Source organism: Prosthecobacter fluviatilis (genome assembly GCF_055388355.1).
In genome coordinates this window covers 368,872-391,821 of sequence record NZ_AP043782.1, presented here as the reverse complement: position 1 = coordinate 391,821, position 22,950 = coordinate 368,872, and the positions used below count along the sequence as shown (strand labels likewise).

At 65.1% G+C, this 22,950-nt stretch carries 11 protein-coding genes; all 11 read left to right on the top strand.

Annotated features, from left to right (window positions below):
- The first annotated feature begins 121 nt into the window (after positions 1-121).
- The gene (locus ACZ5WW_RS01425) at positions 122-955 is read left to right on the top strand and encodes a PEP-CTERM sorting domain-containing protein (RefSeq protein WP_464694205.1); all 834 of its coding nucleotides are present in this window, start codon (positions 122-124) and stop codon (positions 953-955) included.
- 57 nt (positions 956-1,012) lie between these two features.
- Positions 1,013-2,146: a type 2 periplasmic-binding domain-containing protein gene (locus ACZ5WW_RS01420; RefSeq protein ID WP_377169294.1), complete on the top strand. Its 1,134-nt coding sequence runs from the start codon at positions 1,013-1,015 to the stop codon at positions 2,144-2,146.
- A gap of 147 nt (positions 2,147-2,293) precedes the next feature.
- Positions 2,294-2,941 (top strand): hypothetical protein, encoded by a 648-nt coding sequence (locus ACZ5WW_RS01415; RefSeq protein ID WP_377169291.1) that lies wholly within the window; start codon positions 2,294-2,296, stop codon positions 2,939-2,941.
- Between the two features lie 208 nt (positions 2,942-3,149).
- The gene (locus ACZ5WW_RS01410) at positions 3,150-4,811 is read left to right on the top strand and encodes a ShlB/FhaC/HecB family hemolysin secretion/activation protein (protein WP_464694204.1); all 1,662 of its coding nucleotides are present in this window, start codon (positions 3,150-3,152) and stop codon (positions 4,809-4,811) included.
- Positions 4,812-4,861: 50 nt separating this feature from the next.
- Positions 4,862-6,715 carry a DUF2341 domain-containing protein gene (locus tag ACZ5WW_RS01405; RefSeq protein ID WP_377169286.1) on the top strand — a complete coding sequence of 618 codons (1,854 nt, stop codon included), beginning with the start codon at positions 4,862-4,864 and terminating at the stop codon, positions 6,713-6,715.
- 6 nt (positions 6,716-6,721) lie between these two features.
- The gene (locus ACZ5WW_RS01400; protein ID WP_377169284.1) at positions 6,722-7,126 is read left to right on the top strand and encodes an ExbD/TolR family protein; all 405 of its coding nucleotides are present in this window, start codon (positions 6,722-6,724) and stop codon (positions 7,124-7,126) included.
- 22 nt (positions 7,127-7,148) lie between these two features.
- Entirely contained in the window at positions 7,149-7,856 is a 708-nt protein-coding gene (locus ACZ5WW_RS01395; RefSeq protein WP_377169282.1) for a TonB C-terminal domain-containing protein, read from the top strand.
- Between the two features lie 45 nt (positions 7,857-7,901).
- Positions 7,902-9,845, top strand: coding sequence for a putative porin (locus tag ACZ5WW_RS01390; protein WP_377169280.1), 1,944 nt, complete (start codon positions 7,902-7,904; stop codon positions 9,843-9,845).
- Between the two features lie 2 nt (positions 9,846-9,847).
- Positions 9,848-10,555 carry a hypothetical protein gene (locus tag ACZ5WW_RS01385; RefSeq protein WP_377169278.1) on the top strand — a complete coding sequence of 236 codons (708 nt, stop codon included), beginning with the start codon at positions 9,848-9,850 and terminating at the stop codon, positions 10,553-10,555.
- 13 nt (positions 10,556-10,568) lie between these two features.
- On the top strand, positions 10,569-11,465 hold the full coding sequence (locus tag ACZ5WW_RS01380; protein ID WP_377169276.1) for a peptidylprolyl isomerase: 897 nt from the start codon (positions 10,569-10,571) through the stop codon (positions 11,463-11,465).
- Positions 11,466-11,485: 20 nt separating this feature from the next.
- Entirely contained in the window at positions 11,486-22,930 is an 11,445-nt protein-coding gene (locus ACZ5WW_RS01375) for a filamentous haemagglutinin family protein (RefSeq protein WP_377169274.1), read from the top strand.
- Positions 22,931-22,950 lie beyond the last annotated feature (20 nt).

Genomic DNA, 22,950 nt, shown 5'->3' with positions numbered 1-22,950 from the left:
AACAGTGATGATCTCGCCGGGGTGTGCGCGGGGTGGCATAGCAGGGCGTGCCGGAGACCGGCTGTTTCCAGCAGTCTGCCCCGGCCCACTCCCGACACTCAGCGCAATATCACACACACTAATGAAACTGACCAAACTATTCAGAGCAGGCATGATTGCCTTGGTCTGCGGCGCGTTCTCCGCGTCTTCTCTCCGAGCGGCCATGACCTACACGCAGGGCGACCTGCTGCTGGTCTTCCGCCAAACCGGAAACAACCAGACCTACATGGTCGATCTCGGCTCCGCGACGACATTCCGTGACGCCACCAACACCATCAACCTGGGCATCACCGGCATCGCCGCGGACCTGTCCGGAGCGTTTGGCAGCAACTGGTACACGGACGGCACCGTCTATGCGTCCATCGTGGGCGGCAACAACCAGCCGACGGCTCTGCCTGGCGACGGTACGGGCGGCACCCTGCCCTACTACAACAAGTCGATCTACGTTTCCAAGTCCGGAACGGGGAGCCTTTCTGACACACCCTTCAACACGCTGGCGCAGTCCACCGTGGCGACCATGGCGAACACCATCGGCGTGACGCTGGGCAACGTGTTTGCGGCGGGCACGGCCACCGGCAACAACAGTGCGGGCACCTTCATCCCGACGGCCACGGCCAACGACTACACGGACCTGATCCCGCCGACGGCGGCAAACTACTTTGGCGGTCTGACGGCCTCCACGGAAGTGAACCCCAACGGCACGTTTGACCTCTACCGCATCCTGGCAAACACCAACGGAGCCACCGATGCGCCCACCGGAAACGGTGTGTCCCAGTACCAGGGCGCGTTCACCATCTCCAGCGCTGGCGCGGTCAGCTTTGCGCCGCAGGTCAGCGCTGTGCCGGAGCCTTCACGCGTGATCCTGATGGGCCTGGGCCTGTCCGGTCTGCTGCTGCGCCGCCGCCGCAAGGCCTGATTGCCCGCCAGTCATCCAGCCACTCTTCACCTTACTTTTAACTGTTCACTGAATCTCATGAAAAATTCCTTCCTGAAAGTCGCCACCCTTGGCGCCCTGCTTACCACCTCCGCCTCTGCGGCGAACTACACGATCAACCTCACGGGCTCCACAGCCTTCCGATCCTCCACACACGCCGCCATCGTGGCGAACCTGACGAGCCCGACCTTTGCCTACACCGACAAGGCCAGCAACGGCCGTGACAAGGCGACGTACGTGATCTTCAAGGGCACCATCGGCTCTGACAACTACACGATCCGCTGCACGTGGTCGGGCTCTGTGGAAGGCGTCATCGACGTCGGCCACCAGAACTCCATCCCTGCCCTGCCGACGAGCCAGGCGACGACCACCAGCCCGGGCACGGCGCTGGTGAACTCAAGCGAGGCGACCTTTGCCACGGCAACAATGACGCCCGATGGCGCGATGTCTGACGTGTTCCAGAGCTCGACGTCCGAGACCGCGACGCTGAACGACAAAGTCGTGGCCGTGGTGCCGTTCAAGTTCATCGCCAGCAACGGAGCCCCGGCCGGGATCGACAACATGACGCCACAGATCTTCCGCACGATCTACGGCCCAGGCGGCGCGCCGCAGTCCATCCTGACGGGCAATCCTGCCGACACGAATTACGTGATCGGTGTGGGCCGCGACATCGGCTCCGGCACACGTGCCACGGCGATGGCTGAATCTGGCTACGGAATCTTCACGGCCCCTTCGCAGTACATCATCACCACGGCAGGCAGCAGCTGGAGCATCGGCAACGCGGTGTCGCAGTCCGGCACGAGCGGCTACACCAGCGGCAGCACGCTGGCGGGAGACCTGGCCAAGTCGTCCTCTGACGGCCTGGTGGCGGTGGGCTACGTGGGCGTGGCCGACTTCAACGTGAACAACGTGGAACTGAAGTACAACGGCGTGAGCTACTCCGCGGCGAATGTGTACAACGGCAAGTATACCTTCTGGGGCTATGAGCACCTCTTCACCCCGACGCGTGTGTCCACCGCCACAAGCGGCAACGACCTGGCGGCGAAAAACTTCTTTGCGAACGTGGGCACCACGCTGGCAAGCAACCCCGGCGCTGCCGGCCTGAACCCCGCCAACATGCAGGTGCATCGTGACGGTGACGGCGCGACCGTGCTGGCCGGACCGCTGCCATGATGCTGATGATCTCTCCGAGACTTTAAAAAACCCAGGGGTGGCAGGGCTTCGGCCTTGCCACCCTTCTCGCGTCTCAAGCCGCTGCTGCCTGACGGATGAAGCGCCTCACGATTTGCACGATTTCAAGACAGCCCCCCTTTCCAACCCATGATGCTTTCCCCCCGCATAATAGTGCCAGCCGGAGCCGCTGGCGCTCTGATCATGACGTTTGCCGGATTTCAACTGGGGAGCCCCAAGCAAGCCAGGCATGGCATGGCGGTGCCGCCGCCGGTGGCGATGGCTGCTGTGAAAGAAAAGCCACGCGCTGCAAGCGTGCCGGTGACGGCAGGGAGCCGCACCTCCAGGGCAGTGAGCGAGCCAGCCAACACCCCTGCCACGGCGAACGCGCAGCCCGCAGCAGCCGCTGCGCCGCTGACGGCTGAGAACCAGAAGATACCAGCCCCTCAGGGGAGGCTGATGCAGGGACAGGCCCGCAGCGGCATGACGAGCCCCAGAGCGGCGCTGCCTGCGGCTGCCAAGACGCCGGAGTGGCCGATGATTTTTAAAATGACGGATGCCACCGCTGGCGGTGTGCAGACGCTGCCGGCGCAGTACCAGGCGGCGGTGCAAAAGCTGCAGGACCAGTTTGTGAAGGAGGTGGGCGGGACGCAGCAGAATGCGGCCGACCCCGCATATGCGGACCGCTGGCTGAGCGCGACACAGCGCGCGGATGATCTTCTGAGAGCGCAGATCGGGTGGCAGGCATTCAATGCGTACTCCCTGTCTCTGGCGAAGGCGAACGGGGCTCCGCAGTGAGCGAAGCGCGTGAATAAAAGACGCAAGCGGAGCGCCTTCGGTGTCAGCATTGTAACAATTCTGCGTGCTGCGAAGGGAGATGCACGCGAGAGGGCGGCAACGTGTGACGCATTCGTAACAGCGGCCAGCTTGAGAGGGGCTGCGGGTGAAGGAAAAGGAAGGCGCTCCGAAACACGCGCCAATGCCGCCCCTTCTCTTTCAAACAAGCTTGAAAAAAAGCGATGCCAGCCGGACCCACCGGGAACTCTGCCGAAGCGTGCGCACCCTGGCATGCATGGCGGGACTGGGCGCCTTTGGCAGCCTGGCGTGCCACGGGGCGACACCACCGGACACGACCACCACGGCAGAAAATGCGACGCCGCCCACGGCGCTCTCCCAGCTGGGAAACCTGTATGTGCGGGAGTATCGTGTGCGTGGAAACCACCTGCTGAAGGCGGTGGAGATCGAGGAGGCGGTGTACCCCTACATGGGGCCGGGGCGTTCTGAGAATGACATCGAAGGAGCGCGCGCGGCGCTGGAGAAAATTTACAAGGACAAGGGCTACCAGAGCGTGGGCGTGCAGGTGCCGGCGCAGACGGGGAACCGTGGTGTGATCTACCTGGAAGTGGTAGAAACGCCGGTGGGACGCCTGAGGGTGAAGGGGGCGCGGTATTTCCTGCCGAGCAAGATCAAGGAGCAGGCGCCCTCGATGAAGGAGGGGACGGTGCCGAACTTCAACGAGATCAGCAAGGACATCGTGGCGCTGAACCGGTGGAGGGACCGCAAGATCACGCCGGAACTGCGCGCGGGCGTGGTGCCGGGGACGGTGGACATCGACCTGAAGGTGGAGGACAAGCTGCCGCTGCACGGGAGCTGGGAGATCAACAACCAGCACAATGCGAACACGGTGCCGCTGAGGCTGAGCGGATCGCTGAGCTACAGCAACCTGTGGCAGATGGGGCACACGCTGGGAGCGAGCTTTCAGATCGCGCCGGAGAGGATGAGCGACAGCGCTGTGTATTCCGCCTTTTACCAGGCGCCGGTGCAAAGCGTGGAAGGGCTGAGCGTGATGCTGACGGGCACGGTGCAGGACAGCAACATCGCGGCGCTGGGCGGGACGACGGTGATCGGGAAAGGGCAGATCGTGGGCTTCCGGCTGATGAAGACGCTGCCGTCGAAGCAGGGGTACTTTCACTCGATCAGCTTTGGGATGGACTACAAAAACTTTGTGCAGGATGTGAACGCGGCGGGGACGCTGGTGTCGTCCCCCATCGCGTATTACCCTTTCAACCTGTCCTACAGCCTGAGCCATGTGACGGAGAAGACGTACACGGAATTTAACACGGCGCTGACGTGGCACCTGAGCGGGATGGGCGGCTCGCAGACGCAGTTTGCAGCGCGGCGGTTTGCGGCGACGGACAGCTTTTTCTACCTGCGCGGGGACCTTTCCCACACGCATGACATCGCGCAGGGGTTTCAGGTGTACACGCGGGTGCAGGGGCAGGCGACTCCGGATGCGCTGATCAACACGGAGCAGACTTCGGGCGGCGGGTACAACACGGCGCGCGGCTACCTGATCGCGACGCGGCTGGGGGACTCGGGTGTGTTTGGCACGCTGGAGCTGCGCAGCCCGAACTTTCTGGGCTCTGCGAAGGACCGCGAGAACCAGTGGAGGCTGTACGCCTTTCTGGAAGGCGGCAAGCTGTACACGAACAAGACGCTGCCTGCGGAAAAGCGGACCTACGACCTGGCGAGCGCGGGCTTTGGCACACGGGTGCGCTACCTGAACCACCTGACGGGCTCGGTCGATCTGGCGATGCCGCTGATCTCGCAGCCGAACGCCCTGGCTCACGACCTCTTCCTTCTGTTCCGCCTGGGAATGGACTTCTAGGCCGACCCCATTTTTTCACCCTCTCAATGCACAGCCCCAAACTACGCTTCATGTCCCGCACTCCACGCTTTGTAAACTCCGTGCTGCTCGCCCTGGCGCTCACGACGACCTTTGCCGCCGCTGCTGAAAACTGGTGGGATGCAAAGTGGCCGACACGCAAGAAGATCGAGATCGACACCACGGGCAAGGGCGTGGCGATCGCGGAGCCGATCGGTACGACGGCGGTGCTGGTGCGGCTGCATGAGGGTGTGTTCAGCTTCATGTCGGCGAAGGAGGACGGGAGCGACCTGCGCTTTGTCTCCGAAGACGGCAAGACGGTGCTGAAGCACCATGTGGAGAAGTGGGACTCGCTGCTGAACGAGGCGTATGTGTGGGTGCAGGTGCCGGAGCTGAAGCCTGCGAGCGCGACGGCGATCTGGCTGTACTACGGCAACACGGAGGCGCCTGCGCCGGAGGCGGCGAAGGAGACGTATGATGCGAGCACGACGCTGGTGTACCACTTTGCGAAGGGAGGCACGGACTCCTCTGCGACGGGTGCGAATGCGGAGGGTGCGCCGACGCCGACGGGGGCGCTGATCGGCGATGGTGTGAGGCTGTTTGGACAGACGCCGGTGAAGGTGGCTGCGCCGCCGCTGCCGGAGTGGGCGCCGGGAGCGCCGCTGACGGTGTCTGCATGGATCAAGCCGAGCGCGCTGCAGCCGAATGCGGTGATCCTGAGCCGGCGCGAGGGGACGAACGCCTTCATCCTGGGCCTGGACAACGGTGTGCCGTTTGTGGAGGTGAACAAGCAGCGGAGCAGCCCGGGAGCGCCCATCGCGGCAGGCGGCTGGCACCATGTGGCGGCGGTGGCGGACGCGGGCACGATCACGGTGTATGTGGACGGGAAATCCTACGGGGCGCTGACGGCGGCGATGCCGCTGCTGAAGGGGCCGGTGGAGCTGGACAAGGACAGCTCGCCTGCGGCGGGAAGCCTGGCGGGCTTTACCGGGGAGCTGGACGAGGTGCAGATCTCGAAGACGGCGCGGCCTGCGGGGTACATCCACTTTGCGGCGGTGAACCAGGGCACGGCGGCGGACAAGGACAAGCTGCTGAAGGTGGGCGAGGACGAGGCCTCCGACCATGAGGAGGAGGGCGAGATCATGAAGCACCTGACGCTGATCACGGACATCTCGAAGGATCTGACGTTTGACGGCTGGGTGGTGATCTTTCTGTGCACGCTGCTGGCTGTGGTGGGCTGGGGGATCGCGGTGGGCAAGGTGATGTACCTGAACACGATTGAGAAGGCCTCGAAGGAGTTCATGAAGCGGTGGGAGAAAATCTCCAACGACCTGACGGCGATCGACACGGAGGATGCGGACAGCGTGCAGAACCTGGGCGGCAGCGTGAGCGGGAAGACGCAGAAGCTGATGAGGCAGTCGCCGCTGTACCAGCTCTACCACCTGGGGGCGCAGGAGATCAGCCACCGCATGAAGAGCTTCCGCCAGGTGACCTTCAACCCGCAGGAGCGGAAGGAAGCGAAGGTGATGGGGCTTTCGGGGCGGTCGATCCAGGCGATCAAGGCGACGCTGCACGGCGGCATGGTGCGCGAGGTGCAGAAGCTGAACGGGAAGCTGGTGTTTCTGACGATCGGGATCGCGGGCGGCCCCTACCTGGGACTGCTGGGAACGGTGATCGGGGTGATGATCACGTTCGCCGTGATTGCGAAATCCGGCGAGGTGGAGGTGAACTCCATCGCACCGGGTATCGCGGGCGCGCTGCTGGCGACGGTGGCGGGCCTGGCGGTGGCGATTCCGGCGCTGTTTATCTACAGCTACCTGAGCAGCCGGATCAAGGACGTGGTCTCGAACATGGAGACCTTCATCGACGAGTTCGTCACGAAGATGGCGGAACACTACAAGGAGTAACATTCTATGCAGGCTGACAGCAAATCATACGACGACATCAATGTGACACCGATGGTGGACCTCTACCTGGTGCTGCTGCTGATCTTCATCATCATGACGACGGCGGGGGTGCAGGGGGTGAAGGTGAACCTGCCGCGCGGGGGGCCGTCCACGTCCAAGCCGATCGAAGGGCCGAAGATGCAGGCGGTGACGGTGGACGACCAGGGGAACATCAAGCTGAACGCGTCGGTGGTGACGATGGACGAGCTTTCGAGCAAGCTGGAGGCGATCAAGGCCTCGATGCCGGACGCGCCGGTGGTGGTGCGCGGGAGCACGGGGACGTCGTACCAGACGATCATGGACGTGCTGACGGCGGTGGGCCGTGCCGGCTTTACGAACATCGGCCTGGCGACGCAGGCACCCAAGAAATAACCCCGCAGACAGGCACCATAACATGGCATCTCCTCACATAGAAGACGACGAGCCTGGATTTTTCCGGCGCTATCTCTGGCTGATCATCCTCGGCGGGCTGGTGCTGGCGGGCGGGGGCTACTTTGCGGCGAACCGCAAGCCTTCAAAGTCCACGCCGAAGAAGAAGCTGGAGATGATCTCGATCTCCATGCCGCCACCGCCTGCGCCGCCTCCCCCACCTCCGCCGAAGAAGGAGGAGCCACCGCCTGAGGAAGAGAAGAAGGAGGAGGAGATGATCGAGCAGGCGCCGGAAGAGATCGCGGAGAAGCCTGATGACAAACCGGCCGACAAGCCTGCGGACGAGCCGCTGGGCACGGCCATCGGCGGTGGTGACGGCAGCGGCCTGGGCATGGGCGGCGGCGGCGGTGGCGGCGGAGGAATGATCGGCGGCACCGGTGGCAAAGGCGGCAGCAAGTGGGGCTGGTATGCCGGGCAGGTGCAGAACCGCCTGGCGGATGCGCTGAGGAACCACCCGGTGACGAAGCGTGCCGGATTCAGCAACGTGATCAAGATCTGGTCTGACAACACCGGGCGCATCGTGCGTGTGAAGCTCACAGGGAGCACGGGCGACAGCAAGGTGGACACGGCGATCGAGAACGAAGTTTTCAAGGGGCTGGTGCTGAATGAACCGCCGCCCGACGACATGCCGATGCCCATCAACCTGCGAATGACCGCGCGCAAAGCGAACTGACCGAACGCCCCTTCCCTACCCTTTTCCTTTTTTTTCCTGCTCTCCATGCTCACTCCAAAACAAGTCTGGCGAAGAACGTACGCCTGTTTCACAGCCTCCCTCCTCGCCGCATTGCAGCCTTCGCTGATGCTGGCTGCGGAACCCACCCTGCCCGAGCCGCTGCCGCTGCTGGCCGAGAATGCGGCAGCCGCCCCTGCTGCTGCGGCGGCGGGAGTGCCTGCGCCGATCGCGGCAGATCCTGCGGCCGGTGCGGCTGTGCTGCCAGACCCGAATGGTGCGGCTCCGCAGCCGATCCTGAACGCGCCTTCGCAGAATGTGACGCTGAACCTGATCAACCGTCTGGTGCAGAAGGGCATCCTGACGCATGCGGAGGCGTCTGACCTGATCAAGGGTGCGGAGGAGGATGCGGCGTTTGCGAAGGCGCAGGCCCAGGCGCTGGCGGAGACGCAGGCGGCGGTGGTGGCGCAGAACGCGATGCCGCCGGTGCAGCCGGACGCCGAGGAAGTGCGGGTGACGTACATCCCCGAGGCGGTGAAGAACCAGATCCGCGACCAGCTGCGGACGGAGGTGCTGGCGCAGGCGCGTGAACAGCACTGGGCCGCGCCAGGCACGGTGCCGGAGTGGACGCAGCGCCTCAAGATTTTTGGGGACGTGAGGACGATGTACCAGGGCTTCAGCTTCCCGGACGGCAACAACACGACGGGTGTGTTCCCGAACTTCAACCAGATCAACACGGGGCAGCCTTTTGATGTGTCCGGGACGGTGTTTTCCCCGCAGCTGAACGTGAACAAGCACCGTGACACGTACCTGATGCGGATGCGCCTGGGATTTGACATCGACCTGGAGGACGGGTTTACGGCGGGCATCCGCTTTGCGACGGGAAGCACGAACACGCCGGTCTCGACGAACCAGGCGCTGGCGGCAGCGGGGCCGGGAGGTCAGGGAGGACAGGGAGGGAACTTTGCGAAGTACCAGCTGTGGCTGGACCGCGCGTTTGTGAAGTATGATGCGTCGCTGGCGCAGGATTCGCACATCGCCTTCTGGCTGGGCCGGTTTGACAACCTGTTCATGACCTCGAGCGAGATCATGTGGGACGAGGACGTGGCGCTGGACGGAGTGGCCTTCAAGCTGGACAACAGCTGGACCCCCAACTTCAAGACGTGGCTGAGCGGCGGAGCGTTCACGGTGTTTAACACGGCGCTGAACTTCCCGGACAACAGCCCCAACAAGGCGGCGAGCTATGACAAGTACCTGTTTGCGGCGCAGTTTGGCGTGGAGTTCAAGCCGGCGGATGACATCGAGGTGAAGATGGGGATCGCCTACTACGACTGGAAGAACATCGAGGGGCGTCTTTCGGACCCGTTTGTGCCGCTGAACAATGTGGATGCAGGAAGCACGGACGACAGCCGCCCGCTGTTTGCGCAGAAGGGGAACACGTACCGGCCGATCCGCAACATCACGCCGAGCGCGCTGAACGGGTTTGGGACGACGAACCAGTTCCAGTACTTCGGCCTTGCGACGCCGTTCCGGCAGATCGCGTGGAGCGGGCGGATGGACTTCAACTACTGGGAGCCGATGCAGGTGTCGCTGCTGGGAGAGTTTGTGAAGAACATGGCGTTCAACCGTGCGAACATCAACTCGGTGGCGGTGAACAACCGCACGGGCGGGGGCACGGGGAACTTTGCGGGTGGAGACACGGCCTGGTACATGGGCGTGAACGTGGGCAAGCCGTACAGCCTTTTCAACGAGCGCGGGGACTGGAACATGGGAGTGGGCTACCGCTACGTGGAGTCTGACGCGGTGGTGGACGGGTTCACGGACTCGAACTTCGGCGGCGGCGGGACGAACATGAAGGGCTACACGCTGAGCGCAGCGATGGCGCTGTCCAAAGCGACTGCGATCCGACTTTCCTACATGACGGCCGCCCAGATCGCCGGGCCGACGCTGCGCTCGGACGTCGTGATGTTTGACCTTACCGCGAAATTTTAACCATGAAGCACCTACCTTTCCAAGTGATCGTCCTCGCCGGCCTGCTGACCGGCTCCCTGAAAGCCGCCGAGGAGGCGGACCCGGCCATGGCCGTGCTGAAACGCATGCGTGAGCAGCTGCGCAATGTGATGGTGCAGCAGCAGAAGACGGAGGCGGAGCGCGCGACGCTGCAGGCCGCAAACCTGGAGCTGGAGGAGAAGGTGAAGAAGCAGGATGCGGAATTCAAGAAGCTGGCGAAGAGCAGCAACGAACAGAAGGACGCGGATGCGAAGAGCATCGCGGAGCTGAAGGCGAAGGTGATGGAGCAGGAGCGCGAGCAGGCGCGGCTGCAGGAGTCGCTGGCGAACTGGAAGGCGGGGCACGAGAAGCTGAAGCAGGCGGCGATGAAGGTGGATGCGCAGCGTGCGGAGCTGGCGGCGCGGGTGATCTTGCAGGACCGCAAGGTGGCGGACTACCAGCGGAAGAACGACGAGCTGTACAAGATCGGGAGCGAGATCCTGTCCAGGTACGAGGGCTTTGGGCTGGGCACGGCCATCGCGGCGCGGGAGCCTTTCACGAAGAACATGCGGGTGAAGCTGGAGACGCTGGTGCAGGACTACGGCGACAAGCTGGTGGACAACAAGATCAAGCCGGATGAGGCGCCGAAGGGCGCGGCAAAGGCGACCCCCAAAGAGGACGCGGCCAAAGTGCAGGCACCTGCCAAACGCTGAGATGATGATGACGATGCGCCCCAACCGATGGTCCTGCGTGCTGCTTTTCTGCGGCTGGAGCAGCCTTGTGATGGCAGCTGATGGCGACCCGGTGGTGGGGAGCATCGGGGAGATCGAGCTGCGGCAGAGCGAGGTGCTGGCGTCCCTGGGGACGATGAGCGCGGTGGACAAGGAGGCGCTGGCGCGAGATCCCGGCTCACTCAACCAGCTGGTGCGCTCGCTGCTGGTGCAGCGGGTGGTGCTGCAGGAGGCGCTGGAAAAGAAATGGGACGAGGAGCCGAGCATCCAGCCGCTGCTGAAAAGCACGCGGGAGGCTGCGATCAGCGACAGCTATTTGAAAGCGGTGAGCCGGCCGCCGGAGTCGTACCCGAGCGAGGGTGAGCTGAAGCTGGCGTATGAAAACGGGCGCGCGGCGCTGACGGTACCGCGGTCCTTCCGGCTGGCGCAGATTTTTGTGGCCGAGGAGGCGGGGGCGGAGAAGAAGCTGAAGGCGGTGCTGCAGCGGCTGAAGGAGAAGCCTGAGAACTTTGGCCAGGTGGCGCGTGAGATGAGCGAGGAGAAGGAGAGCGCGTCACGCGACGGGGAGATCGGCTGGCTCAGGGAGCAGCAGATCCAGCCGGAAATCCTGGCGCAGCTGCCAAAGCTGAGCGTGAACATGGTGTCCGGGCCGGTGAGGCTGAAGGACGGGTGGCACATCCTGAAGGTGCTGGATGTGCGCGAGGCGTTCACGCCGATCTTTGAGCAGGTGCGTGTGCAGCTGGCGCAGCGCATGCGGGCGGAGAAGAGCCGCGCGAACGTGCAGTCGCATGTGTCGGAACTGTTACAAGATCGCCCTGTGGCTGTGAACGAGGTCGCGCTGTCTAAGCTGCTGCTGGAAGTGCCGACCCAGGCTGTGCCAGCCAAACCCTGACCCCCTTCTTTTTTTTTTTCATGATGCGCTCCAACAAGCCCCGCCGCCACCGTCAGCGGCTCCCATGGTTCCACGTCGTGCTTGTGCATGCACAGGTGCTTCTTCTGCTGCTGACGCCCTGCACGCAGGCGGGCGACATCCTGCACATGGCGGGGGCCGCAGGCGGCGGCACCGGCGGCACGGGGACGACCACGCCGAACAGCGCGGCGCCGGTGGACACGGCGGCGGCCACGGCGCAGGCGCAGGGACATGCGCAGGACATGCTGGCACGAAATACCATGGCCTTGCAGGCTGTGACGGCGATGCAGGAGGCGGCGCACGCTGCGGCGGCAGGCGCGACGAACGCGGGTGCGAACCCGAACTTCCCCGGACAGACGCTGCCTGACGTGCCGAACGGGCTGGGCACGGGGGGGCTGGACATCGCGGGAACGCCGACGGGGGCGAACGCGCCGACGCAGTCGATGGAGAATGCGCGCACGATTGTGAACATCCAGCAGACGCAGCAGCAGGCGCTGCTGTACTGGAACACGTTCAACGTGGGCAGCAGCACGACGGTGAAGTTTGACCAGAGCGCGGGCGGGGCGGATGCGGGGACGTGGATCGCGTTCAACAAGATCACGGACCCGTCGGGGAATCCGACGCAGATCCTGGGCTCGATCGAGGCGCAGGGGCAGGTGTACATCATCAACCAGAACGGGATCATCTTTGGCGCGGGGAGCGAGGTGAGCACGCATGCGCTGGTGGCGTCTGCGCTGCCGCTGAACGACAACCTGGTGACGCGGGGCCTGCTGAACAATCCGGACTCGCAGTTCCTTTTCTCGGCGCTGGCGCAGCCTGCGGGGACGAAGGGGCCGACGCCTGCGTACACGCCTCCGGCACCGCCGGCAGGAAAGATCGGGAGCGTGACGGTGCAGACGGGGGCGAAGATCACTTCCCCCACCTCTTCTGCAAACGTAGGGGGGCTGGTGGCGCTGATCGGGCCGAACGTGACGAACAACGGCAGGATCAGCACGCCGGACGGGCAGACGGTGCTGGCGGCGGGGATGCAGGTGGGCTTTACGGCGCATGCGTCCGGCGACGCGAGCCTGCGAGGGCTGGATGTGTACGTGGGCGATGTGGGGACCGAGGGAACGGTGACGAACAACGGCATCATCGACAGTGCGCGGGCAAACGTGACGATGGCGGGGAAAAACGTGAACCAGACGGGGGTGATCACGTCATCCACGTCGGTGACGCTGAACGGGCGGATCGACATCGACGCGAGCTACAACGCGACGCCGAACACGTTTTATGATTCGGTGAACCGGCCGAGCGACCCGCAGTTTCTGAAACGCTCCACGGGTGCGGTGGTGTTTGGGGCGAACAGCGTGACGCAGATCCTGCCGGAGTGGAGCAGCACGCAGACGGTGGTGGGGACAGAGCTGGCGCTGCGCTCGCAGATGAATGTGACCGGGCTGACGGTGTACTTTGGGCAGGACAGCGTGGTGTATGCGCCGAATGCGGTGGTGGCGGTGAGCGCGGGCGTGTGGGAGTACACCTCCTCCAATGCCGGAAGCACGAACACGCTGGTGCATTCCTCCGGGCAGATCTACCTGGACGAGGGTGCGGAGATCAATGTGCAGGGGTCCACGGATGTGAACGTGCCGGTGACGCAGTACATCCAGCAGATCACGCTGCGCCAGGCGGAGCTGGCGAACTTCCCGGTGCAGAAAAACAGCGGTCTGCTGAACTCGACGATCACGGTGGACCTGCGGAGGAGCGGGGTGAGGACGGATGGCAGCATCTGGTATGGCACGCCGCTGGCGGACCTTTCCGGGTATGTGGGCGTGATCCAGCGGACGGTGGGAGAGCTGACGACGGCGGGGGGCTCAGTGACGCTGAACGCAGGCGGGAGCGTGGTGCTGCAGACGGGTGCGCAGGTGGATGTTTCCGGCGGCTGGGTGGACTACGGCGGGAGCACGGTGCAGACGACGCAGCTGCTGCTCTCGAACCAGACGGTGGACATCGCGAATGCGGACCCGACGATCCGGTATGACGGCATCTACCAGCCGGGCAGCAGCACGACGGACCCGCGCTTTGGGGTGACGAGCAGCAGCGGCGCCATCTGGACGCCGGGGAGCTACTACCAGCCGGGCTACCTGCAGGGCGGGAGCGGCGGGAGCCTGAGCATCTCCGCAGCCGCGATGGCGCTGGACGGGGTGATGACCGGGCTGACGGTTTCCGGGCCCTATCAGCGAGAGATTCCGGCCGCCGCGTCATCTCTGGACCTGAAATGGCAGGCGGATGTTTCGGGCTTTCCGGACTTTCTTTTCAACTCGCCGACGCCGCCGCTGATTGAGTTTGGGACGACGGGGACGCAGGCGCCTGCGGGGGCGTTTACGGTGGACTCCAACGGGCTGCCGCTGGCGCTGAGCGCGGACCGGACCAACCATGTGATGCTCTCCCCCACCCTGCTGACGAGCAGCGGATTTGGCCGGCTGAGCGTGGTGAATTTTGACGGGCAGATCATCGTGCCGGAGGGCGTGACGCTGCAGACGCAGGTGCTCGGGGCGGTGACGCTGGTGGGCGCGAATGTGAGCGTGCTGGGGAGCATCGTGGCTCCGGGCGGGGAGATCACTCTCAAGGCGTACAACATTTCTCCGGCTGAGATGGCGCGGCTGACGCGGCAGCCACCGGCCGCAGACCCGGCGCCGAACAGCGGGCGCGGCGTGCTGACGCTGGGCGCGGCGTCTGTGCTGAGCACGGCGGGACTGCTGGTGAATGACGTCACGGCCGCCGGGCTGGCGGAGGCGCGGCCGATCATCATCCAGGGCGGCAGCATCACGGCAGAGGCCTACTCGATCGTGGCGCAGGAGGGCAGTGTGCTGGATGTGTCCGGCGGTGTGTACCTGAGGACCAACGGGACCTTTCAGTATGGGAATGCGGGCACGCTGAGCCTGCTGGCAGGGGCCAACCCTGACTACTCGTACCGGGTGGGGTCGCAGGACATTCACCTGGACCTGAAGGGGGTGACGGGTGGGACTTTTGAGCTGGGCTCGACGATGCTGGGCTTTTCCGGGGCGAAGGGCGGGACGCTGAACCTGCAGGCGCAGATGATCCAGGTGGGCGGGAGCACGGGGAATGCACAGACGCTGCTGCTGGATGCGGGGCTTTTCAGCCGAGGGGGATTTTCCACCTTTGACCTGACGGGATTTGGGACGGTGGGCGGCGCGGACTATCTGCCGGCAGTGAGCATCGCTGCGGGGACGCAGATCATGCCGCAGGTGATGAGCTACGTGGCCACTGCGAACAGCAGCGTGGCGGGAGGCATCAGCCTGACGCGGTGGCTGGCGCAGGAGGGGGTGAGGAATCCGGCGACGCTGAACTTCCATGCGCCGGGGCTGACGGATGACTTTTCCACGCTGCTGACGGTGCGCGGGGATTTTGTGATGGGTGCCAACTCCTCGATCGTGACGGATGCGCTGGGGGCGATCCACATCAATGCGCAGACGGCGAGCATCCTGGGCAGCCTGACGGCGCCGGGGGGCGAGATCGAGATCATCACGGCAGGGCAGTTCCCGACGCTGACGACGCTGAACAATGCGCAACCGACACTGTATGTGAGCGCGCAGAGCACCCTGTCCGCCGCCGGAAAGACGCTGCTGCTGCCGGACGCCTACGGGCGGAAGGTGGGCACGGTGCTGGCGGGCGGCACGGTGTACCTGCAGGGGAACATCGTGGCGGCAGCGGGGTCTGTGATGAATGTGTCCGGCACGAGCAACACTCTGGATGTGAACCTGGGATCTCTGGGGTATGCGGTGGGCACGGCGGCGCTGACGGCCACGGGGCTGCCGTCTGTGGGGCTGACGACGCAGCGCGCGCGCGTGGACACGAATGCGGGGAAGATCACGCTGGTGGGTGGCGAGGAGCTGTTTGTGGACAGCACGCTGCAAGGCTATGCGGGTGGCAGCAACGCGGTGGGCGGGACGCTGGCGGTTTCCTCCGGGCGCTTTTATGCGAGCGGGGTGATCGCGGACCCGCGTGACATCACGCTGTGGGTGCAGCAGTCCGGGACGGTGCTGCCTTCCACGTTTGGGGGGATCGGCAATCCGGTGAGAAATGCGGACACGAGCATCGTCCCGGGTGCGGGGTATTTTGCCGTGAGCTCGTTTTCCCAGGGCGGGTTTGACTCGCTGACGCTGGGCGGAAACGTGGGCTTTGTGGGTGCGGTGGACATCACTGCAGCGGGTGCGCTGAGCGTTGGGAGCAAGGGCATCATCCAGGCAGACAGCCAGGTGAACCTGACGGCCTCGTATGTGTCGCTGGGGCGGGCTTTTGTGAACCCGCAGCAGCCGCAGGAGGTGCTGACGCCGTTTACCAAGATCTCCGACACGGGGGCTTTGAACTTCTTCTACTTCAGCCCGACGTACGGAAGCGGGACGGTGAATGTGACGGCGAAGCTGATCGATGTGGGGACGCTTTCCCTGCAAGGGGTGGGGCAGCTGAACCTGATGGCTGACAACGGAGCGATCCGGGGAGACGGCGTGCTGGATGTGGCGGGCAGCATCTACATGCGGGCGGCGCAGATCTACCCGCCGACGGCGGTGAGCTTCAACGTGTTTGCGTATGACTACATGAGCGGCGGGAGCTCGCACGCGGGCTCGGTGACGATCGTGGGGTCCGGGCAGCAGCCGCTGCCGCTCTCTGCGGGAGGGACGCTGGGGATCTACGCCTCTGAGATCACGCAGGGTGGCACGCTGGTGGCACCGTTTGGGACGATCAATCTGGGGTGGGACGGGATAGGCGGCTGGGATGGTGCGCAGAGCGGGCCGGTGGACCTGATCACGAACCAAACAGCGCCGGTGACGAGGCAGCTGACGCTGCTGACGGGGAGCGTGACGTCCGTGTCTGCTGTGGATCCGCTGACGGGCCAGGGACTGACGATTCCGTATGGCATCAATCTGAACGGCACCTCGTGGATCGACCCGCGGGGCATCGACATCACCGGGGGTGGCGGGCCGGAAAAGGCGGTGCATCTCTCGGCGCTGAATGTGAGCACGCAGACGGGGTCTGTGATCAATCTTTCAGGAGGCGGGGAGCTGTATGCGTACCGCTGGGTGACGGGGAACGGCGGGACGAACGATGTGCTGGCGTCCGAGGGGAGCTTTGCGGTGCTGCCGGGATATGCGGCGGATTATGCGCCGTTCGGGGCGTACAACTCGACGGCCTCCGGTGCGACGCTGGGAACTGACAAGGGCTACACGAACTCGACGCTGCATGTGGGAGACAAGATCTACCTGGGTGCGTCTCCGGGGATGGCGGCGGGTGTGTACACGCTGCTGCCTGCGAGGTATGCGCTGCTGCCGGGTGCGTTTCTGGTGACGCCGGGCAGCGGTGCGCCGGCAGGGAGCCAGCTGCTGCCCAGCGGGGCCTACACGGTGAGCGGCTACCGGTTTGACGGGCTGAACAGCAACGTGGTGTCCGAGGCGCTGATGAGCAGCTTTGAGGTGGCAGCCGGGAGCGTGGTGCGCAAGTCGGCGCAGTATGATGACTATGTGGCGAGCACCTTCCTGAAAGCGCAGGCGGCACAGCTGGGCGTGGCGGTGCCGCAGCTCCCTGCGGATGCGGGGCATGTGGTGCTGCAGGCGGTGCAGTCGATGCTGCTGCAGGGGACGCTGATCGGGCAGACGGGGACGGGCGGGAACGGTGCGCTGGTGGACATCAGCAGCCCGGTGGACATCGTGATCAGCAGCCCGGGAGCGGCGCCGGTGAGCGGCAAGCTGCAGCTGGACTCCGCGAGCCTGAGCCTGATCGGGGCGGGGAGCCTGCTGATCGGCGGTGTGCGTACGTCGGGGACGGACGGGACGCATGTGACGGTGAGTACGAACAACCTGACGGTGGACAATGCGGGCAGCACGCTGAGCGGCACGGAGGTGCTGCTGGTGGCGAAGCAGGTGCTGGAGGTGAAGTCGGGCTCGCAGATCGTGCAGGGCACGGCGGGGACGGCGAGCAGCACGGAGAAGCTGATCTTTGGCAGTGCGGGCAGCACGGGCAGCGGAGACGGTGCGCTGGTGCGGGTGGGGAGCAGTGCGAATGCGACGATCACACGGCTGGGGCGCTCGGGCTCGACACTGCCGACGCTGATCGTGGGAAGCGGTGTGCTGCTGCAGGGGAACAGCCTGGTGCTGGACACGACCTATGGGACGAGCCTGGATGCGGGCGCTGTTTTGAACAGTGCGAACATCGCGCTGAACAGCGGGAGCCTGGCGCTGCAGCTGGACAGCACGGTGGCGGTGCCGCCGACGACGGGGCTGGTACTTTCAGGCACAGCGCTGCAAAGCCTGGCGAGCGCGAAGACGCTCTCCCTGCTGAGCTACACGACGCTGGACATCTACGGAGCGGGCCAGGTGGGCAACAGCTCGCTGGTGAACCTGGAGGTGCATGCGGGGCAGATCCGGGGCTTCAACCAGGGCGGCGGGACGGCGGCCTTTGTGGCGCAGAACCTCCTGGTGGACAACAGCGCGAACGCGGCGAACGGCACGGCGGTGGCGGGGAACGGTACGCTGAGCTTTAGCGCGAATGTGATACGGCTGGGGAGCGGCACGCTGCAGGCCAACCAGTTCAGCGCGGTGCAGATGCAGGCGAGCTCCGGGGTGCAGCTGGAGGGGAACGGAGGATTCACGACGAACGCGGCGCTGACGATCACGACGCCGGTGATTGCCGGGCTGGCCGGTGCGGTGCAGAGCATCCGCTCTGACGCGGCGCTGATGATCCAGGCGCCGGTGAGCAGTGGCACGGCCCTGGCGACGAACGGCCTGGGAGCAAGCCTGAGCCTGCAGGGAGCGCGGGTGGAGGTGGACACGCTGGTGAAGCTGCCGAGCGGCAGCCTGAAGGTGCTGGCGACGAACGGGGACGTGGTGGTGAACGGCACGCTGGACCTGAGCGGCGTGAGGCGTGACTTTCAGGATGTGAGCACGTTTACGAGCGGCGGCCAGGTGAGCCTGACCTCCAGCACGGGCAATGTGAGCCTGGGTGCGACGGCGGTGGTGAATGTCTCCGCCAATGCGGGCGGCGGGAACGCGGGCTCTGTGAGCATCAGCGCGCCTACGGGGATGCTGACGGTGGCGGGTGGAGCGACCATGTCCGGCCTGGCGGGCACGGGCGGGGTGAACGGCAGCTTTACGCTGGATGTGAGCAGCCTGGGCGGGCTGCTGCTGGGCAGCATCGCGGGCACGGCGAGCGCCTCCTTCACGGAGTCTCTGAGCGTGCGGGTGCGGACGGGGGATGTGGTGATCAATGACACGATCAAGGCGCACCAGTTCCAACTGGCGGCGGATGCGGGTTCCATCACCGTGGGCAGCACGGGGAAGATCGACGCCTCGGGAACGACGGGCGGCACGATCCGGCTGGTGGCGCGCAAGGATGTGGTGCTGCAGGGGGACAGCGTGAACAACCGGGGGGCGACGCTGACGGTGGCGGCGCAGAAGTTTGACTCTGCGGGCAAGGGCGGGGCGGTGTCTCTGGAAGCAGGAGCCGCGGCGCTGGTGAGCGGGACGTATGGCGTGGGCACGGGCACGGTGGACATCCAGAGCCTTTCGAGCATCAATCTTTCGGTGGCCGCCCAGACTGCTGCGAGCGCGGGGCTGGGACAGTTCAGCGGAGTGCTGCACCTGCGTGCGCCGCAGATTTCCGGCGGCACGGATGTTTCGGTGAACGCGATCCAGGGCACGATCACGGGAGCGTCGAGCGTGACGGTGGAGGGCTACTTCATCCAGGACCTGACCAGCTCCGGGGGGACGATCACGAGCACGGTGCAGAGCACGGTGCAGAGCAATGGGAACACCTTCCTGGGAGCGGGCTACACGGCGATGTACAACCGGATCGTGGGCACCAACCCGCTGAACTCGGGCCTGGGGTCTGTGCTGGTGCTGCAGCCGGGGGCGGAGATCGTGAACCGCAGCGGGGACCTGACGCTGGGGACGACGTCGTCCACGACGACGAGCGACTGGAATCTTTCCACCTTCCGGTTTGGGACGAAGGCGGCGCCGGGGGTGCTGACGCTGCGCGCGGCGGGCAACCTGGTGTTTTACAATGCGCTGAGCGACGGCTTCACGCCGACGCTGGCAAACAGCAACGCCTCCTGGCTGTGGCTGGCGCCAGTGACGACCCAGGTGAGCACGCTGCCGGTGAACACGCAGTCGTGGTCCTACCACTTGACAGCGGGGGCGGATCTCTCGGGCGTGGACTTCCACACGGTGCAGCCGATGAGCACGCTCTCCGGCCAGAGCGGCCTGCTGAATGGCGCGACGGCGGGGTCTGTGCTGGTGGGCAAGAACGGCGGGCTGGCCCTGCCAACGACGCCGGGGACGAATGCAACGACGAGCTCGGCGATTTCAAGACTGTACCAGGTGATCCGCACGGGGACGGGAGACATCGACATTTCGGCCGGGGGTGATGTGATTTTGCTGAACCAGTTTGCGACGATCTACACGGCGGGCGTGGGCGTGCAGAGCGCGACGTCGGTGTTTGCGAGCAATGACTTTGTAGTGCCGGTGCTGTCGAAGGCCGGGACGCAGCCTGCGCAGGGGCCGCTGGGGGTCATCCAGCAGACGTATGCGGCCAGCTACACGATGGCAGGCGGGAATGTGTGGGTCTCCGCAGGGAACGACATCACGCACAAGACGCAGAACACGCAGGGCGTGCTGATCGATGACTCTGAGAGGCAGCTGCCGGTGAACTGGCTGTACCGGCGCGGGTTTGTGGACCCGCTGACCGGGCTGTTTGGCTCTGCCGGGGTGACGGGCAATCCGCTGACGACGCTGAACGACCCGACGGCGTCCACGACGTGGTGGGTGGACTTCAGCAACTTCTTTGAAGGCGTGGGCGCGCTGGGCGGCGGCAATGTGACGCTGAAGGCCGGACGTGATGTGGCGAATGTGGACGCGGTGTCTGCGACGAACGCACGCATGCCGGGCAAGGACCCGAGCACGGGGCTGAACGTGAAGCCGGACGCGGACAAGCTGCTGCAGCTGGGCGGTGGCAATGTGGTGGTGGAGGCGGGACGCAACATCGACGGCGGTGTGTACTACGTGGAGCGCGGACGCGGGACGCTGACTGCGGGCAACAGCATCACGACGAACGCCACACGCACGCTTTCGCTGGGGATTCTGAACGGCTTCAACGCGCCGATCATCAAGGACTCGAGCACGTGGCTGCCGACGACGTTGTTTGTGGGGGATGCGACGTTTGACGTGAGCGCGAAGAAGGATGTGCTGCTGGGCCCGGTGGCGAACCCCTTTCTGCTGCCGCAGGGGATGAGCAACCGCTACTGGTACAAGACGTACTTCTCCACCTACACGGCGAACAGCGGCGTGAATGTGTCCTCCCTGGGCGGGAGCGTGACCTTCCGCGAGGCTGCGACGCCCGGGAACACGACGGCGGACCCGCTGCTGTACCAGTGGCTGACGAATGTGCTGCTGTTTAACACGTCGGCGACGCAGAACGCCTCCTACAGCCAGCCGTGGCTGCGGCTGGCGGAGTCCTCCACGAATGCGTTTGCGTCCGTGTCCTCGATCATGCCGCCGACGCTGAAGGCGACGTCCTTCTCCGGGGATGTGAACCTGGTGGGTGCGCTGACGCTGTTCCCTTCGGCAGTGGGCACGATCGACCTGCTGGCGGCGGGCTCGGTGAACGGGCTGCGCCCGACGGGGACCTCGACGCAGCTGGTGCCGGGGCAGACGGTGGTGAGCTGGGGAGCCTCGACGATCAATCTTTCGGACGCAAACCCGCTGGCCATCCCCTCCTACTACACGCCGTATGCGTATGCGACGCTGGCGGGCAAGGCGGGGACGGCGAACACGAGCGCGAACGGCTTCCTGTCGTTCATCGAAAACCTGTTCAACGAGACGGGCTCCACCTCCGGGGTGTCGTCTGTGCTGCAGAACAAGCAGTCGCTGCATGCGCCGGGGGTGCTGCATGCGAACGACCGCACGCCGGTGCATATTTATGCGAGCACGGGAGACATCACGGGAATCACCTTCTACTCGGCGAAGCAGGCGCAGATCATCGCCGGAAACGATGTGTCTGACATCTCCTTCTACATTCAGAACACGCGTGCGGACAGCACGTCGATCGTGGCCTCGGGGCGCGACATCATCGCCTACAATGAGAACACGCTGTCACGCATCCAGTCGCGGCTTGCGGGGAATTCGCTGATCATCGGGCAGTCGGCGCTGGCGGGAGACATCCAGATCAGCGGTCCGGGAAGCCTGGAGGTGCTGGCAGGGCGGAACCTGGACCTGGGCACGGGGGCGAACAAGACGGACGGCACGGGGGTGGGGATCACGAGCATCGGGAACGGGCGCAATCCCTACCTGCCGTTTGGCGGGGCGGACATCACGGTGGCCGCCGGGATGGGCGGTGCCGCGCTGGGGCTGGGTGGCTCGGGGATGGATTTCACGACATTCATGACGCAGTTTGTGAACTCGGCCGCGGGTACGCGCTACCTGGGTGAGCTGGCGGAGATGCTGGGGGTGACGACGGTGAACCTGAACGACCCTGCGCTGACGCCGGAGCAGCAGAAGCAGCTGGCGCTGGCGGTGTACTACCTGGTGCTGCGGGACGCGGGCCGCGACCACAACAATCCGGAGAGCCCGAATGCGGGAACGTACACGGACGGCTTTGCGGCGATCTCTGCGCTGTTCCCGACGACGACGACGGGCACGATCCACACGCAGGCGCGTGACATCCGCACGAAGAGCGGCGGGGACATCAACATCCTGACGCCGGGAGGCGGGCTGGAGATGGCCTCGACGACGATCGGCAGCACGCTGGCGCCGCCGGGGATCATCACGGAGTCGGGCGGGAACATCAACATTTTTGCCGACAAGGATGTGACGATCGGGATCGCGCGTATCTTCACGCTGCGTGGGGGTGATATTATGATCTGGTCTTCGCAGGGAGACATCGCGGCGGGCTCGTCTTCCAAGACGGTGCAGTCGGCGCCGCCGACGCGGGTGCTGATCGACCCGCAGAGTGCGAATGTGGCGACGGACCTCGCGGGTCTGGCGACGGGCGGGGGCATCGGGGTGCTGGCGTCGGTGGCGGGCGTGAAGCCTGGGAACGTGGACCTGATTGCGCCGGTGGGTGCGGTGGACGCGGGTGACGCGGGCATCCGTGCGACGGGAAACCTGAACATCGCGGCGACGATCGTGCTGAATGCGGCAAACATCTCGGTGGGCGGCACGAGCGCGGGTACGCCTGCGGCGCCTGCGGTGGCGGCCCCGAGCCTGGGCGGACTGGCGGCGGCGTCCAGCAGCGCGGCGGCGGCGACGTCTGCCACGAACAGCCAGGCTCCGTCGCAGAACAAGGAGGAGCAGGCGCTCTCGCAGGAGCAGCCGTCGGTGATCACGGTGCAGGTGATCGGCTACGGCGGCGGAGATGGAACGGATGAACGCAAACGCCGCAATGACCAGCCGGGTGAGTGAGTGATGTGCACAGCACTCCC

Coding starts and splice junctions, on each gene's coding strand:
- ACZ5WW_RS01425 (WP_464694205.1), top strand. CDS start 122: ATGAAACTGACCAAACTATTCAGAGCAGGCATGATTGCCTTGGTCTGC.
- ACZ5WW_RS01420 (WP_377169294.1), top strand. CDS start 1,013: ATGAAAAATTCCTTCCTGAAAGTCGCCACCCTTGGCGCCCTGCTTACC.
- ACZ5WW_RS01415 (WP_377169291.1), top strand. CDS start 2,294: ATGATGCTTTCCCCCCGCATAATAGTGCCAGCCGGAGCCGCTGGCGCT.
- ACZ5WW_RS01405 (WP_377169286.1), top strand. CDS start 4,862: ATGTCCCGCACTCCACGCTTTGTAAACTCCGTGCTGCTCGCCCTGGCG.
- ACZ5WW_RS01400 (WP_377169284.1), top strand. CDS start 6,722: ATGCAGGCTGACAGCAAATCATACGACGACATCAATGTGACACCGATG.
- ACZ5WW_RS01395 (WP_377169282.1), top strand. CDS start 7,149: ATGGCATCTCCTCACATAGAAGACGACGAGCCTGGATTTTTCCGGCGC.
- ACZ5WW_RS01390 (WP_377169280.1), top strand. CDS start 7,902: ATGCTCACTCCAAAACAAGTCTGGCGAAGAACGTACGCCTGTTTCACA.
- ACZ5WW_RS01385 (WP_377169278.1), top strand. CDS start 9,848: ATGAAGCACCTACCTTTCCAAGTGATCGTCCTCGCCGGCCTGCTGACC.
- ACZ5WW_RS01380 (WP_377169276.1), top strand. CDS start 10,569: ATGCGCCCCAACCGATGGTCCTGCGTGCTGCTTTTCTGCGGCTGGAGC.
- ACZ5WW_RS01375 (WP_377169274.1), top strand. CDS start 11,486: ATGATGCGCTCCAACAAGCCCCGCCGCCACCGTCAGCGGCTCCCATGG.